The sequence below is a fragment of the Arthrobacter sp. ZGTC131 genome (assembly GCF_002929275.1).
Lineage (GTDB): Bacteria > Actinomycetota > Actinomycetes > Actinomycetales > Micrococcaceae > Arthrobacter.
Map to the genome: position 1 here is coordinate 177,361 of NZ_PJIK01000008.1, position 15,079 is coordinate 192,439.

The 15,079-nt window shown below is 66.9% G+C and carries 14 protein-coding genes; 6 read left to right on the top strand and 8 right to left on the bottom strand.

Features of this window, described 5'->3' with window-relative positions; genetic code table 11:
* The first annotated feature begins 26 nt into the window (after positions 1-26).
* On the top strand, positions 27-1,247 hold the full coding sequence (locus tag CXQ90_RS12175; RefSeq protein WP_104139440.1) for a CdaR family transcriptional regulator: 1,221 nt from the start codon (positions 27-29) through the stop codon (positions 1,245-1,247).
* 25 nt (positions 1,248-1,272) lie between these two features.
* On the opposite strand, the gene CXQ90_RS12180 is transcribed toward CXQ90_RS12175, so the two are convergent.
* The 3 genes from CXQ90_RS12180 to CXQ90_RS12190 form a co-directional block, all read right to left on the bottom strand.
* Positions 1,273-2,625 carry a D-arabinono-1,4-lactone oxidase gene (locus CXQ90_RS12180; RefSeq protein WP_104139441.1) on the bottom strand — a complete coding sequence of 451 codons (1,353 nt, stop codon included), beginning with the start codon at positions 2,623-2,625 and terminating at the stop codon, positions 1,273-1,275.
* Positions 2,626-2,771: 146 nt separating this feature from the next.
* Positions 2,772-3,044: a hypothetical protein gene (locus tag CXQ90_RS12185; protein WP_104139442.1), complete on the bottom strand. Its 273-nt coding sequence runs from the start codon at positions 3,042-3,044 to the stop codon at positions 2,772-2,774.
* 160 nt (positions 3,045-3,204) lie between these two features.
* Positions 3,205-3,618 carry a helix-turn-helix domain-containing protein gene (locus CXQ90_RS12190; RefSeq protein ID WP_104139444.1) on the bottom strand — a complete coding sequence of 138 codons (414 nt, stop codon included), beginning with the start codon at positions 3,616-3,618 and terminating at the stop codon, positions 3,205-3,207.
* A 68-nt stretch (positions 3,619-3,686) separates the two neighbouring features.
* Here CXQ90_RS12190 and CXQ90_RS12195 point away from each other — a divergent pair, with 68 nt between their 5' ends.
* Positions 3,687-4,598 (top strand): alpha/beta fold hydrolase, encoded by a 912-nt coding sequence (locus CXQ90_RS12195; protein ID WP_104139445.1) that lies wholly within the window; start codon positions 3,687-3,689, stop codon positions 4,596-4,598.
* On the opposite strand, the gene ptsP is transcribed toward CXQ90_RS12195, so the two are convergent.
* Positions 4,595-6,280, bottom strand: coding sequence for a phosphoenolpyruvate--protein phosphotransferase (gene ptsP, locus CXQ90_RS12200; protein WP_104139447.1), 1,686 nt, complete (start codon positions 6,278-6,280; stop codon positions 4,595-4,597). The genes CXQ90_RS12195 and ptsP overlap by 4 nt on opposite strands.
* A 162-nt stretch (positions 6,281-6,442) precedes the next feature.
* On the opposite strand from ptsP, the gene CXQ90_RS12205 reads away from it, so the two are divergent.
* The 3 genes from CXQ90_RS12205 to CXQ90_RS12215 are packed head-to-tail and all read left to right on the top strand — an operon-like array spanning position 6,443 to position 10,422.
* Positions 6,443-7,171 carry a TetR/AcrR family transcriptional regulator gene (locus CXQ90_RS12205; RefSeq protein ID WP_104139448.1) on the top strand — a complete coding sequence of 243 codons (729 nt, stop codon included), beginning with the start codon at positions 6,443-6,445 and terminating at the stop codon, positions 7,169-7,171.
* 57 nt (positions 7,172-7,228) lie between these two features.
* Positions 7,229-9,259, top strand: coding sequence for a PTS mannitol transporter subunit IICBA (locus CXQ90_RS12210; protein WP_104139450.1), 2,031 nt, complete (start codon positions 7,229-7,231; stop codon positions 9,257-9,259).
* A complete protein-coding gene (locus CXQ90_RS12215; protein ID WP_104139451.1) occupies positions 9,259-10,422 on the top strand; it encodes a mannitol-1-phosphate 5-dehydrogenase in 1,164 nt (387 codons plus the stop codon). Before CXQ90_RS12210 ends, CXQ90_RS12215 begins: the two co-directional genes overlap by 1 nt.
* Positions 10,423-10,542: 120 nt before the next feature.
* Here CXQ90_RS12215 and CXQ90_RS12220 read toward each other — a convergent pair whose 3' ends face one another.
* The 4 genes from CXQ90_RS12220 to CXQ90_RS12235 all read right to left on the bottom strand — a co-directional run bounded on the left by CXQ90_RS12220 (position 10,543) and on the right by CXQ90_RS12235 (position 13,562).
* Entirely contained in the window at positions 10,543-10,779 is a 237-nt protein-coding gene (locus CXQ90_RS12220) for a CDGSH iron-sulfur domain-containing protein (RefSeq protein WP_104139453.1), read from the bottom strand.
* 59 nt (positions 10,780-10,838) lie between these two features.
* Positions 10,839-11,894, bottom strand: coding sequence for an iron-containing redox enzyme family protein (locus CXQ90_RS12225; protein ID WP_104139454.1), 1,056 nt, complete (start codon positions 11,892-11,894; stop codon positions 10,839-10,841).
* Between the two features lie 4 nt (positions 11,895-11,898).
* Positions 11,899-12,237 carry a LuxR family transcriptional regulator gene (locus CXQ90_RS12230; protein WP_104139456.1) on the bottom strand — a complete coding sequence of 113 codons (339 nt, stop codon included), beginning with the start codon at positions 12,235-12,237 and terminating at the stop codon, positions 11,899-11,901.
* A gap of 281 nt (positions 12,238-12,518) precedes the next feature.
* Positions 12,519-13,562: an NAD(P)-dependent alcohol dehydrogenase gene (locus CXQ90_RS12235; RefSeq protein ID WP_104139457.1), complete on the bottom strand. Its 1,044-nt coding sequence runs from the start codon at positions 13,560-13,562 to the stop codon at positions 12,519-12,521.
* A gap of 488 nt (positions 13,563-14,050) precedes the next feature.
* Here CXQ90_RS12235 and CXQ90_RS12240 point away from each other — a divergent pair, with 488 nt between their 5' ends.
* Entirely contained in the window at positions 14,051-15,055 is a 1,005-nt protein-coding gene (locus CXQ90_RS12240; protein WP_104139503.1) for a helix-turn-helix transcriptional regulator, read from the top strand.
* Positions 15,056-15,079: the final 24 nt, after the last annotated feature.

The window sequence follows — 15,079 nt, forward strand, 5'->3', positions numbered from 1 at the left end:
GGACTTCCGGGACGTAGTCTTGCAGCATGCAACAGCAGGACGTGGAACAGCTCGTGGAGCGGGTGGCATTGAAGCTGGGCCGTGGGTTATCGCTGGAGGACTTGGACGGCCTGCTTCTCGCCTACAGTTCAAACCAGTCGCACGCGGACAGGGTGCGGGTGAACTTCCTGCTCAGCAAACGCGTACCCCTGGACGTCAAGGCGTGGCAGCTCTCGCACGGGATCGCCACCGCGGTGCGTCCCGTCGTCATTCCTGCCAACGAGGACCTGGGGATGCTGGGGCGCGTCTGCGTCCCGCTGATGGTCCGCGGGTTCCGCGTGGGTTACCTCTGGGTGCAGCAGGACGCGGAGGAGCAAAGCGCGACGGCGATCCTCACCCAGCTGCCGGACGTCCGGGACGAGCTTGATCTGCTGTCCGGCCTCCTGCTGGACTCCAATACCGCGGAATCCGAGTTCCGCCGGAGCCGCGAACGGGAATTTCTGGCGGCCTGCGCCGGGGAAGCCAATGCCGTGGCAGCCGTGGCCGGCTGGAAGGAAGTGCAGGACCGGGGACCGTGGCAGCTGGTGACCGTCCTCGACGCCGACGGCTGGTCCGCCGGGCCCGATCCCATCGCCTCAACGCTCATCCACCGGGCAGCGGCGCTCCAGGCAACCATCGGCGTGGACGCCACCCTGTTCAGCGCGGGGGCCGAAACCCATGCCGTGGTCCTGTTCCGGGAGTCCACCGGACGCGCCAGCCACGCGCAGGTCCTGGTGCACTACCAGCTGGAACTCGCCAAGCGTTCCGGGCGTCCCGTGGAGCGCATCATCCTGGGCATCAGCGAGGGGTTCACCCGCACCAAGGAGCTGGCCGAAGCATACCGCCAGTCCAAGCTGGCGGCACAGGCCGCGGCGGTGGATCCGCAGCTGGGGGAGCTCGTGGACTGCCGGGCCGCCGGTGTGTACCAGCTGCTGGCGTCCGCCGGCGGCGGGGCCGGCGTCTGGGGTGATGCGGGTTCGGTGAATTTCCGGACCCTCGAGGACCATGATCGGAACGGGGAACTGCTGCCGGTGCTCGAGCTGCTCTATGACAACGACGGCTCGGTCCAGGACGTCGCCGAGAAACTCCACCTGCACCGGAGCAGCATCTACAACCGGCTGGGCCGCATCCGGCAACTGCTGGGCGTGGACCCGTTGAAGGGCATGGTCCGGCTGGAACTCCACGGCGCGCTCAAGGCGCGGCGTTGGGCCGGCCGGCCGCGGATCTAGCCGAACCCCTTAGCCGAAACCTTGCTTACCCGAAGACCTTGCGCTCCAGGAACTCGTTCCGGAACTTGCCCTCCGGGTCCATTCCCTCCGCCAGCTTGCGGAAGTCGGCAAAGCGCGGATAGAGCGGCGCCAGGGCCGCGGCGTCGGCCGTGAACAGCTTGGCCCAGTGCGGGCGCGCGCCCAGCGGGGCAAGGCGCTCTTCAATGAGCGGCAGCACCCGCTCCACCGCCTCTTGGTCCGGCTTCCAGGTGAAGTGCAGCCCCACCGAAGCCTGGCCGTATGACGGGCTGAGCCAGAGGCGGTCATGGGCCACGGTCCTGATCTCGGCCACCTGCAGCAGCGGAGTCACCGCCTCCGACAGCCCGCGCATGGTGCCGATGGCCGCAACAGCGTGCTCCCGCGGCACGAAGAATTCGCTCTGCAGTTCGTCGCCGCTGCTGGGGGTGAATGCCATGCGGAAGTGAGCCAGCCGCTCCGCCCAGGTGCCGGCGACGCCGAGCTGTTCGGTGCAGTTTTCCGCGGAAACGCCCGGCAGCGGGTGGCGTCCTTGCGGAGCGGCGGTGCCGCCGAAGAACGTGCGGAGCGCCGGGTCAGTGGCGCCTGCCCCGTCCGGGCCGTCAAAAAAGCCGGTTCGGACGGCGGCGTGGGCGCCGGCGGAGGTTCCGCCGTCGGGAATCCTGCTTTTGAGCCAGGCCTGCGCCACGGTGCTCCCGCTCCAGTCCGTGAACAGGCTGACACTGTACGCGCTGGAGGTGACGGCGTCGAAGTCCGCCAGGACTGTCTCCCACGGCAGCTGTTCGAAGACGTCCTGGCGCACCTCAAAGTGCGGCTCGATATCCAGGGTCACCCGGGTGACGATGCCCAAGGCGCCCAGGCCCACCACGGCGCCGTCGAAGCCGGGGGAACTGCCGCGGGTCAGGGTGCGCACGGAACCGTCCGCGCAGACGATGTCCAAGGCCGCCACCGATGTGGCCAGGTTCCCGTTGGTGTCGCCCGATCCGTGGGTGGCGGTGGCGATGGCGCCGGCCACGGAGATGTGCGGCAGGGAGGCGAGGTTGGCGAGGGCGAACCCCTGCCGGTCCAGTTCCGCGGCGAGCGTTCCGTAGCGGGTTCCGCCGGAGACGGAGACGGTGAGGGCGGCGGCGTCGATGCTGATGTCCGGTTCCAGGTCCTCCAGTGAGATCAGGACGCCGGAGGAGTCAGCGATGGAGTTGAACGAGTGCCGCGACCCCACGGCCCGCGCTTTGGGCGCAGCAGACACGAAGCCCCGGACCTCATCGACGGTGCGCGGGCGATGGATTGCCGCGGCGCCGTAACGGTAGTTTCCGGCCCAGTTGAGTTCGCCCGTGCCGCCCAGTTGCGTCGTTGCAGTGCGCATGATCCCCCTTCTGGCCGGAGGCGATCCGGCAAAATGTTACCGCTAACAATACTTCAGGGGACTTCCGATACTGTCAATCCCCGATGCACCGGCCCACGCACCGGTCTAGGCGCAGGCCGGCGCCAGCGCCATGCGCCGCTGACGGGTCAAGCGGCGTTCCCCTCCTGCCGGGGAATCTGGTCTGGCGTGCGGTCCAGCTTGCCAGGGTCCGTAATCTGCGGCTGCAGCTGGGCGGGACCGGGAATCTCGCCGCGGCGCCGTGAGAACCGGCTTTCCGCCCACATGGAGACGGCCACGTAAGCTACGCAGCTCGAGGTGAAAACGGCGGTGTTGTTCAGCCCCATGACGCTTCCGAGGACAGCAGTGACACCCATGGCGACGATACCCGCCACGATGTGCAATCCCCTGAATCTCGCCACGAATAAAGAGTAACCCCGCCCGCAGGCCGGAATCCCTGCGTTCGCGGGATCGTTGCTTGATCCTTATCGCACCGTCATCCAGTGCAGGCGGCCTGTCATTTGGACGTGCCGGCAATTACGGGCTGTGCCGCCTTCGGACCTAGCGCCTTCGGACCTGCCGTCAGCGGTCCTCGCCGGAGGCGTCACCGGCCGGTTCCGCGGCGGCCTGCTTCTTCTTCTGCCCCTCCAGCCAAGCCATGATGGCGGCCAGCCGGATCCGGCGGTGCGTCCCCCGGTATTCCACCGGAATCTCGCCGCGGTCCGTCATGTTCCGCAGGTAGGTGTGGGAGATTCCGGCGAGTTCCGCGGCCTGGGACGTGGTGAGCATTTCCTCCACGCTGCTCACCGTTACGGCTTCGCCGCGGCTGAATCTTGCCAGAAGGTCGACGACGGCGTCCCTCGCCTGGGGCGGCAGCCGGTGGACGGTGCCGTCCACGAACACGGTGATGTCGTTGCTGCCATCCAGGGCACGCTGCAGGTTCAGCGAGTCCTCGGCGGGAAGGGCGGGGGTCACCCTGGGAGCTATCAGTGCCATGGCAGAAGCCTAGCGGCTGCCGCTTCGCCTCATGTGGTCGGACCGCCCAGGACGGGTATGCTCGGCGGATGAAACTCGGTAGTGGAACAGTTGTGACGGCGAACGGCCTGACGGGTCGTCTCTATGCCGCTGAAGCGGGTCCGGACCAGTCGCGCGGCGAGTCTCCCAGTACGTCGGAGCACGGGCCGTTCAAGCCCGCGGATCTTAATCCCGCGGCTCTACAGCACGGGACTTCCCGGCCCGGGTCTCCCAAGAGAGACCGGCCGGTGTTTGTGCTGCTTCATGGAATCGGCGTCACGCACCGCTACTTTGCCAAGCTGCACCTTGAACTGTCGCGCGGCAAGCAGGCGCCCGGCGCGGTGGTGTATTCCTTCGATCTGCCCGGCTTCGGCGATACTCCCCGCCCCGGCCGGCAGGTGTCAGTGGGCGAATATGCCGCCTTCGTGGCCGCCGTGCTCGCGGAAGCCGGGGTGCAGTCCTGCGTGGTGGTGGGCCATTCCATGGGGACTCAGTTCGCGGTGGAGCTGGCCCTCCAGGAGCCGGACCTGGTGAGTGGCGTGGTGCTCATGGGGCCGGTGGTGGATCCTTCCCGGAGGAGTGCCACCTGGCACGCGCTCGCCCTGACCCGGGATTCACTCCTTTGCGAAGCGCCCACCACCAATGCCGTGGTGTTTACCGACTATTTCCGGACCGGGCTTCGGTGGTACTTCACCCAACTGCCGGTGATGCTGGGCTTTCCGTTGGAAACGAGGATTCGCGGCGTGCAACAGCCCGTGCTGGTGCTCCGCGGTGGCCGGGACCCCATTGCCCGCCGCCCGTGGTGCGAGTACCTCGCGGCAGAGGCACCGCACGGCACGTTCGCCGAAGTGCCGGCCCGCGGACACGTGGTTCAGGACACGGCGCCCTCCGCCGTGGCACATGCCATTGCCCGTTGGGCCGAAACGACGGCGGACGGCCTCCGCGGCAGTCTCCCCGGCTAGAGGCCCAGCTCCTCCAGGACAGGCAGCTTCTCCCGGACCCACGCGCGGGCCTCCGTGGCGCTCGGCGCGGACAGGGCCAGCTTGGCGAGCTCCTGCGCCTCGGCCAGCGTGACGGTCTTGAGCACTGCGGCGACGGCGGCCAGCGAGCGGGCGGTCATGGACAGCGTGGTGACGCCGAGCCCGGTCAGTACGACGGCGAGGGCCGGATCCGCCGCGGCCTCACCGCAGACGCCCACGGGCTTGTTGTGCCCCTCGGTCGCCGAGCCTTCCACGGTCAGGCCGACGAGGCGCAGGACGGCGGGCTGCCACGGGGTGTTCAGGCCGGCCAGCGGGCCGAGCTGGCGGTCCGCCGCCATGGCGTACTGGGTGAGGTCGTTGGTGCCCAGGCTGGCGAAGGCAACCTCGCGAAGGATGGTGTCGGCCGTCAATGCCGCGGACGGGACCTCCACCATGACGCCGGGCGTCTTGATTCCTGCCTCGGCGCACATGGTGGCGAACCGGGCGGCCTCCTCCGCCGTCGAAATCATGGGTGCCATCACCCAGACATCCGCTGCGGATTCCTTTTCGGCACGGGCGATTGCCTCCAGCTGGCGCTCCAGGACGCCCGGGGTGGTGAAGTCGGTGCGGTAGCCACGGACGCCCAGGGCCGGGTTGGGCTCGGTGGAGTCGGTCAGGAAGGGGAGCGGCTTGTCGGCGCCGGCGTCCAGGGTCCGGAGCACCACCTTCTTGCCGGGGAAGGCATCGAAGACGCCCTTGTAGGCGGCAGCCTGCTCGTCCACGCTGGGCTCGGTATCGCGCTCCAGGAAGCAGAACTCGGTACGGAAGAGCCCGACGCCCTGCGCTCCGAGCTTGGCTGCGGCTTCGGCATCCTTGGCGCCGCCCACATTGGCGAGGAGCGGGACCAGGTGGCCGTCCGCCGTCGTACCCGTGCCGCTGAACTCGGCAAGGAGGGATGCGGTGGCCGCCCAGGCCTCCGCCGCGGCGTGCAGCGAGGCGTCCGGTTCGGCGGTAATGGTGCCTGCCGCGCCGTCAACGTAGATTTCAGTGGCGTCCGGCAGTTCGTCCACACCCACGGCGGCCACCACGGCCGGCAGGCCGAGAGAGCGGGCAATGATGGCGGTGTGTGACTGCGGGCCGCCGCCGGCCGTCACCAGCGCGAGGACCTTGTTCGGGTCCAGGGTCGCGGTGTCGGCGGGCGCAAGGTCTTCGGCCACGAGGATGAAGGGGGTCTCCGAGGAGGGGATGCCCGGGGCGGGTACGCCGCGGAGTTCGGCGACGATGCGGGCTCTGACGTCGAGGATGTCGGTGGCGCGCTCTGCCATGTACCCGCCAAGGTTGTGCAGCATTTCCGCAACCGAGGAACCAGACTCCCAGATGGCGCGCTGGCCGGACATGCCGCGGGCGATCAGCTTGGCCGCGCCTTTGATCAGCATGGTGTCCTTGGCCATCAGTGCCGTTGCTTCCAGGACGGCCTTGCCGTCGCCGGTGGCGTGGCTGGCGCGGGCCTTGAGGTCATCGTGGACGGCGCTCGCCGCTGCCTTCAGCGCCGCCGTCGCGTCTTCGGGGGACGTTCCGGCCGCCAGCTGCTCGCCGGCGGGAGGTTCACTGATGGGTTTGGGCATCTGCCGGACGGTGCCGATGATGCGGCCGGGGCTGACGCCAACTCCTGTGAAGTTCTGCACTGAAGGTCCTCATTCTCTGCCGGTAGCCAGGCCCGCCGGTCTCTGCCAGGACAGTGGTCCGGGCGTTCCGAACGGCTACGTCCGATATTGATGTGCGGTGCCTGAAAAAATTGTATGTGATGCAATTCATATAGCGTTGCTATAGGTGATAGGGTAGCGGTTATGAGTTTCGATGGCCAGCTCCCGCCCAAAATGAGGCTGTTGCGTGCGGCAGCCGAGTTGCTGGCCAACTCCGCGGGAGCAGCTGTATCAACACGCCAGATCACGCAGCTGGCAGGCGTCACGGCACCCACCCTGTACCACCACTTCGGTGACAAGGAGGGCCTGTTTGACGCGGTTGTGGCCGCCGGATTCGAGGAATATGTGGCAGGCGAACGCGACTTCGCCCCGTCCGGGCATCCGCTGGAAGACATCCGGCGGATGTGGGACAACCATGTGCAGTTCGGGCTTAACCAGCCGGAACTGTATCTGGTCATGTTCGGTAACATCCGCCCCGAGAGCCGCCCGTCCATCGTCGCCGATGCGGAGGCCCTTATGGAGGAGATGCTGAACAAGGCCGCCGCGGCCGGGCAGCTGAACGTCCAGCCGCGGGAAGCTGCCAGAAGCATCCTGGCGGCCAACGTGGGGGTCACGCTCATGCTGATCGCGGAACCGGCGGCGGAGCGGAACCTCGAACTGTCAACCATGACGCGGGACGCCATGATCTTCGCGGTGTCCAGCGACCAGGGCAGGGATGCCGAACCGGAGGATTCCGGGAAATCATCCGTGGTAGTGGCCGCCATCGCGCTGAACGCGGCGCTGCAGGCATCCCACTCGGACCAGTTGTCCAGCTCGGAACTCAAGCTCTTTCTCGAATGGCTCCACAGGATCTCCAACAGTTCCACCAGCTAGTCGTCGAAAATATCGGACCATCCTGCGGTGCAGCAGGAATCACGGTTAGGAAATCACATGGCAACAGAGACAGTTGCAAAACCCCGCACCAGCGTGCGGGTTCACGTCCAGAAGTTCGGGACGTTCCTGTCCGGAATGATCATGCCCAACATCGGGGCGTTCATCGCCTGGGGCCTCATCACGGCTCTCTTCATCGAGAAGGGATGGCTTCCGGTGCCTGCGCTTGGCGGCTTCGGCACCAACTCCGCAGGTGAGCCGAATGTGGGCCTCGTCGGTCCCATGATCACGTACCTTCTGCCTCTCCTGATTGCCTACACCGGCGGCAAGATGGTCTACGACGTCCGGGGCGGCGTCGTGGGCGCCATCGGCACCATGGGCGTCATCGTCGGTGCCGGCATCCCGATGTTCATCGGCGCCATGATCATGGGCCCCCTCGGCGGCTGGACCATGAAGAAGCTCGACGCTATCTGGCACGGGAAGATCCGCCCCGGCTTCGAGATGCTGGTGAACAACTTCTCCGCCGGCATCTGGGGCGCCCTCCTGGCGATGCTTGGCTTCTATGGCATCTCTCCGCTGGTCACGGCTTTCAGTACCGGGGCGGGGAACGTGGTCCAGTTCCTGGTGAACAACGGCCTGCTGCCCCTGACCAGCATCTTCATCGAACCGGCCAAGGTGCTGTTCCTCAACAACGCCATCAACCACGGCGTGCTGACCCCGCTGGGCGTCCAGCAGTCGCTGGAGCAGGGCAAGTCCATCCTGTTCCTGCTTGAGGCTAATCCCGGCCCGGGCCTGGGCATCCTGCTTGCCTACATGTTCTTTGGCCGCGGCGTTGCGAAAGCCTCAGCGCCGGGTGCGGCCATCATCCACTTCTTCGGCGGCATCCACGAAATCTACTTCCCGTACGTCCTCATGCGCCCGCTGCTGATCCTGGCCGCGATCGCAGGCGGCATGACGGGTATCGCCACCCTGGCCGTGACCAACTCCGGACTCGTAGCTCCCGCAGCCCCGGGTTCCATCATCGCGGTGATCGCGCAGACCTCCCGTGACAGCTACCTTGGCGTGATCCTTTCGGTCGTGCTCGCGGCAACAGTTTCCTTCCTCGTCGCCTCGGTGATCCTCAGGACCACCCGCCACAGTGACGAGGGCGATCTCAGCGCCGCCACCAGCCGCATGGAGGACATGAAGGGCAAGAAGAGCTCCGTCGCCTCCTCCCTCACGGGTGCGGGTGCCGGCGGCACCGCAGTCCTGACTCGTCCCGTCGAGAACATCGTGTTCGCGTGCGACGCCGGCATGGGCTCCAGCGCCATGGGCGCCTCGGTGCTGCGGAACAAGATCAAGGCGGCCGGTTTCCCGGACGTCAAGGTCACCAACGCGTCCATCGCGAACCTCACGGACACCTACGACGTCGTGATCACGCACCAGGACCTCACCGAGCGGGCCAAGCCGGCCACGGCCAGCGCCGTCCATTATTCCGTGGACAATTTCATGAACAGCCCGCGCTATGACGAGATCGTGGAACTGGTCAAGAGCAGCAACGCCGAAGGAACCGCCGACGCCGGCGGCGCAGCTGCTCCCGCAACCGCCGCCGCTGCCGGCGCCACGGCCGTGCCGGGGGCGCAGGCCGCCGGGGCGCCTGCGGAAGCCGGCGCCCCGCCGTCGGACATCCTGGTGGCTGACAGCGTGGTCCTCACCGGCTCCGCCACAACCCGGGATGCCGCGATCGACGAGGCCGGCCAGCTGCTGCTGGCCCGCGGCGCCGTGGATAACGACTACATCCTCGCAATGCACGAGCGCGAGGAATCCGTGTCCACCTACATGGGCAGCTTCCTGGCCATTCCGCACGGCACCAACGCCGCCAAGGACCACATCAAGAGGTCCGCGGTCTCGGTGGTGCGCTACCCCGACGGCATCGACTGGAACGGCAAGGAGGTCAAGTTCGTGGTGGGCGTGGCCGGCATCAACAACGAACACCTCCACATCCTCTCCTCGATCGCGAAGGTCTTCACGAACAAGGCGCAGGTGGCGCAGCTTGAGGCCGCAACCTCCGTCGAGGAAGTGCTGGAGCTGTTCGGAAAGGTCAACGCATAGTGAAGGCTGTACATTTTGGCGCCGGAAACATCGGCCGCGGATTCGTCGGGCTGCTGCTGCACGATGCCGGGTATGAGGTGGTGTTCGCGGACGTTGCGGACGCCCTCATCTCCCAGCTTGCCGCCGCGGACAGCTATGCCGTCCACGAGGTGGGAGAGAACCCCACCGTGCGCACCGTGGACAACTTCCGGGCGGTCAATTCCGGCACCCACGAGGCACAGCTGATTGAGGAAATCGCGACGGCGGACATCGTCACCACCGCCGTGGGGCCGCATATCCTCAAGTTCGTGGCGCCTGCGATTACGAAGGGAATTGCCGCCCGGGCCGCAGGAAAGGCGCCGCTGCAGGTGATGGCCTGCGAGAACGCCATCAACGCCACGGACATCCTGAGGGTATCCATCGCGCAGTCCTGGGATAACGCCGCCGGGTCGCTGGACAAAGCGGCGGTGTTTGCCAACACGGCCGTGGACCGGATCGTGCCCAACCAGGAACCCGGCCAGGGGCTGGATGTCACGGTGGAGACCTTCTACGAGTGGGTCATCGACCGCACGCCCTTTGGCGGCGCCGCGCCCGATATTCCCGGTGCCACGTTCGTAGACCGCCTGGGGCCCTACATCGAGCGGAAGCTGTTCACGGTCAACACCGGCCACGCGTCCGCCGCGTACTTCGGGTACCAGGCCGGTGTGGAGAAGATCTCCGAGGCCATGGCGGACCAGGACGTCGCGGCGGACGTGCGGGCAGTGCTCGACGAAACCAAGCAGCTGCTCGTGTCCAAGCACGGCTTCAACCACGACGAACAGGAAGCCTACGTCCAGAAGATCCTCGGCCGCTTCTCCAATCCGCACCTGCCGGACACCGTGAACCGCGTGGGGCGGGCGCCGCTGCGCAAGCTCAGCCGGCATGAGCGGTTCATTGGCCCGGCGGCGGAGCTGGCGGAGCGGGGGATCGTGCCCGAGGCCCTCCTCGGGGCGATCGCCGCCGCCCTGCGCTTCAACGATCCCGCCGACGCCGAGGCCGTGGAGCTCGGGCAGATCCTGTCCGCCTCCGCGCCCGCCGAAGCGACCGAGCGGATCACGGGACTGCCGGCGGACCACCCGCTGTTCGCGGCCGTCTGCGGCCTGGTGGAGGAGCGCCAGGCAGAAGGCGTCACCGCTCCGGCCTGACCCTGCTGCTACGCAGCGCAACCCAACGCACGACGCCGGAACTCAAGTAGGTGAGTTCCGGCGTCGTTCGTTGTGGGCCGGCGTTCCGGGGACGCCTTTGTGCAGAGAGCTGCCTCAGGGTTAAGAGGTGCTGCCCTGCCGCGAATCAGGAGGAAATTCGGTGCGGAAACCGATCATCTTGTGGGTTCCGTCGCAGTACGGTTTGATCGCCGAGGCGCCACACCGGCACAGGGCCACGGTTTTCCGCTGTCTGGGCACCGGTTCCCCTGATGGGGTGACAATTTCAAACTCTCCGCGGATTATCAGGGGCCCGTCGGGGCAGACCACTATCGAGCCGTCGGCGGTTTCCTGGTTCATCCAAACTCCTTCGTCTGTCTGCGGCACGGGTCGGGGCACCCCCGTGTCCGCCGGGCCGGTCACGCCGCTGCCGGGAGGGCGGTGCGCAGCGAGGACCGACCGCTTTCCCAGGCGTCCATGATCCGCAGGGTGAACCGGGCGTCAATGGCGAGTGCCGCCGTCGCGCCGAACAAGACGTCGGCGAGGAGGCCGGGTTCCGCCTCCACCAGCCCGCCGGCGAGGTCCCGGCCGGCGATCTGCTCATGGACGGCGTCCGCCTCAACATGCTCGTCGAAGTATCCGGTCACGCTCGCTTCGAAGCCGTGGCGCCGGAAGCCGTTGCCGTAGAGCTGATTGGGCCGCGAAGACGTCATTTCGTAGATGGCAAGGTGTCCGGCGATGGCACCGCGCAGTCTCCGGTTCAGGCCGAACAGGGACATCATGTTCACGGATGCAAGGGAAAGTGCCGGCACGGTATCCACATAGCCGCCGTAGCGGTCATCCAGCCCGAGGCCCCTCATGGTCCGGGCAAACATTGCGCTGTGCATCCGGTCCGGGAGGCCGCCGCCATACTCGTCAGCCTGGATCTCCACGAGCGCGGCCTTGGCCCGCCCGGTCAGCCGCGGAATGGCCCACGTGTGCGGGTCGGCTTCCTTGAGCTGATAGATGGACTTGTGGATCAGGAATTCTCGGAGCTGCTCCACCGACGCCTTCTTGGCGACATAGCGCGACAGGCTGGGCCCGCTGTCCTCTGCCGCCAGCGCGAACAGCAGGGCCGCAACGCCGTCGCTGTCCGGCTGCTCCGTGGACATGGCCTCGGCCGCGGGGACTGCCAGCCCCGCGGCGGTTCGCAGGGCTTCTTCGAAGGGTTCCTCCAGCAGTTGGCGGATGCCGATCAGTCCGGGGTTCCATTCCCAGCGCTCGTCCACCCCGTCCAGGCCCCCGTAGTGCAGCTCGTAGAGGCAAAACAATGCCAGCTGGATGTCGTCATCGTCGATGAGGTCTTCGACCAGGGGCAGCCGATCTTGGACGAGCTGCGAGAGGCCGGCATGCGCCGATGGGTCGCTCCCGGGCGGCCCGGCGAGGATGGCGAGCAGTCCCGCGCTGATGGGGCCCCGCGGTTCAGGGATCTTCATGCAGCTAGACCACCGTCTTGTTTCCGCGCCTGCGCCACCAGATCAGAACCACGACGGCGGTGACCACAAGTACTGCCCCGATGACGTACGGGGCGAAGTCTGTTCTGGTTGCCTCGTCTTCGGCCGGTTCGCCCGTTCCGGGGTTCACCGGGTTGTCCGACGGCGCCGTTGCGGACGGCGACGGCGAGCTGGCCGCGGAGGTCGCGGCCTGGACGGATGACAAGGCGTCCGCCGAATACACCGTGCCCGCCCTGGCCGGAGCAGCCGTCGACGCGGACGCGAATGAAAGAGTGCCGGCCGCGACGATCAGCCCCAGCGTAAGCGCGGCGAGAATTCTGCGCATTGATCCTCCTACTCGGTTCCTGCTGACAATAGTGAGGCCATGGATTCCCGCAGGAGCCGGCACCCGCCACCCGGATATTGCCCGGGAAAATATAGTAAGCATGATTAGCATTAAACACTAAGCAGCCTTGCTTTTTGGCATGTTGAGGCCTGCAGGTTCACAGCCAGTTCCGCAATAGTTCCGCACGGCGACCGGCCGCTTGAGGAGGGCCGCTTTGCGGGGAATGACGGAAGCGGCCCGCCAGCAGTGCTGACGGGCCGCTTCCGCTGAGGATTGTGCGGTTAGCTCATGGTTGCCGTGTCGATGACGAACCGGTACCGGATGTCGGAGGCCAGGACGCGTTCGTAGGCCTCGTTGATCTTGTCAGCGGGGATGACTTCGATCTCGGCGCCCAGCTGGTGCTCGGCGCAGAAATCGAGCATTTCCTGGGTTTCGCGGATGCCGCCGATCGCCGATCCGGCGAAGGAGCGGCGTCCCATGATGAGCGCGAACGCGTTCACCGGGAGCGGTTCTGCCGGGGCGCCCACGTTCACCAGGGCGCCGTCGAGAGACAGCAGCTGCAGGTAGGAGCTGATGTCGATCGCGGCGCTGACAGTGTTGATGATCAGGTCGAAGGTGCCGGCGAGGGCCTCGAACGTGGTGGGATCGCTCGTGGCGTAGTATGCGTCCGCGCCGAGGCGCAGGCCGTCTTCCATCTTCTTCAGCGACTGCGACAGCACGGTCACCTCGGCGCCCATGGCGTGGGCCTGCTTGACGGCCATGTGTCCGAGCCCGCCGAGCCCGACGACTGCCACCTTCTTGCCGGGACCGGCGCCCCAGTGGCGCAGCGGCGAGTAGGTGGTGATGCCGGCGCAGAGCAGCGGCGCCGCGACGTCGAGCTCCAGGCTGTCCGGAATCCGCACGACGAAGTCCTCGGTCACCACCACGTGCGTGGTGTAGCCGCCCTGGGTGATGGTCCCGTCGCGGTCGACGGCGCCGTAGGTGCCTGTCATCCCCGCCAGGCAGTACTGCTCCTCGCCTTTCTTGCAGTTGGCGCATTCACGGCAGGAGTTCACCATGCAGCCGACGCCGACACGGTCGCCGACCTTGTGCCTGGTGACTTCGGCGCCGACCTCGGTGACGATGCCGGCGATTTCATGTCCGGGAGCCAGTGGATACTGCTGAGGACCCCAGTCGCCACGGACGGTGTGGATGTCCGAGTGGCAGATTCCGGCGTACTTGATGTCGATGAGGACGTCCTGCGGGCCGACGGCGCGGCGCTCGATGGTGGTGGGGACGAGGTCGCCGGTGGCGGACGGTGCGGCGTAAGCGTTAACGGTAAGCATGCTTCTCCTGTGTTGGGTGAGTGATCCGTTTGGTTGGGTGGATGTTGGTTCGGGTGAACGGCGCATGGCCGGTCTGTCCGGCAGTCTTAGGGGCGGATGGGCACTGTGAGTGCTTCGCGGTGGGCCATGGCAGCGTCGCCGGCAGGGACGTGACGTTGTTGCGCCCACAGCCCCGTAAAACACTGTGCCGGGCTGAATTGTTCCACTGAGGATGTCCAGCAGCGGTCTCCGTCCTTCGAAAGCTCCCTTATTTAATAAAACAGGAGTCAAACCAGGCGTGGGAGTCCCTGCTGATCCGGGTACTGGCAGTACCCCCTTTGGCTCGCGGCGCCGCTTGCCTGGCCGTGTGCCTGGCGTGCACCGCCGTCGTCGGTTTGTCTTGGCTGCCTAGCCGGCAAACGGTGACCCGTGATTGCGGGGAAGGGCCTGGTGATACAGGTAGTGACAGGGCCTCCCAGCGGCTGCGGAAGGCTCCTATGGTTGAAGGCGTGGATAACCGTAATGAGATTCGCCAGTTCCTGGCTTCGAGGCGTGCCAGGATCACCCCTGGCGAGGCGGGGCTGCCCAATTATGGCGGCAGCCGTCGGGTGCCCGGCCTTCGCCGTGAGGAGGTGGCCATGCTCGCGAGGGTGAGCATCGATTACTACATCCGCCTGGAACGGGGAAACCTGAGCGGCGTATCCGAAAGCGTGCTGGATTCGGTGGCCCGGGCCCTGCAATTGGACGAGGCCGAGCATGCCCACTTGTTCGACCTGGCCCGGGCTGCAGCAGCGTCACCGCGGCCGCGCCGCACGCCGAGGAAGCAGCAGATCAGGCCAAGCGTTCAGTTCGCCCTCGACGCGATGACCGGCGCTCCGGCGTTCGTGCGCAACGGACGCCTGGACGTCCTGGGGACGAACAGGCTGGGCCGCGCGCTGTATTCGGAGATGTACACCGATCCGGCCAGGCCGGTGAACCACGCCCGGTTCACGTTCCTCAACCCGCGCTCGCACGACTTCTATCCGGATTGGAATCGGGCAGCGAACGATACCGTTGCGATCCTGCGAACGGAATCAGGCCGCGACCCCTACGACCGGGCCCTGTCCGACCTGGTGGGCGAACTCTCCATGCGCAGCGAGGAGTTCCGCACCAGGTGGGCGGCGCACAACGTCCGGCAGCATTACACCGGGCTCAAGCACTTCCACCACCCTGTCGTCGGAGACCTTCACCTGATGTTCGACGGGCTGGACCTTTCCGCCGATCCCGGCCTGTCCCTGCTGGTCTACACCGCCGAGCCCGGCTCCGCCACCGAGGACGCGCTGCGGCTTCTGGCGAGCTGGGCTGCGACCCTCGAGCAGGCTGAGCAGGCTGAGCAGGCCGAGCAGTCGGCGCAGGCTGAGGCGGTGGGGCAGGCAGGGCATCCGGCGCAGGCTGGGCCGGCCGTGCGGCCGGTGAAGGCCGCGGCGGAACCGCGCGCCAAGGCTGGCGGTGGCACCGCCAAAGACCAGGCCTGACGCCTCTGCGGTACCCCAGGGCGT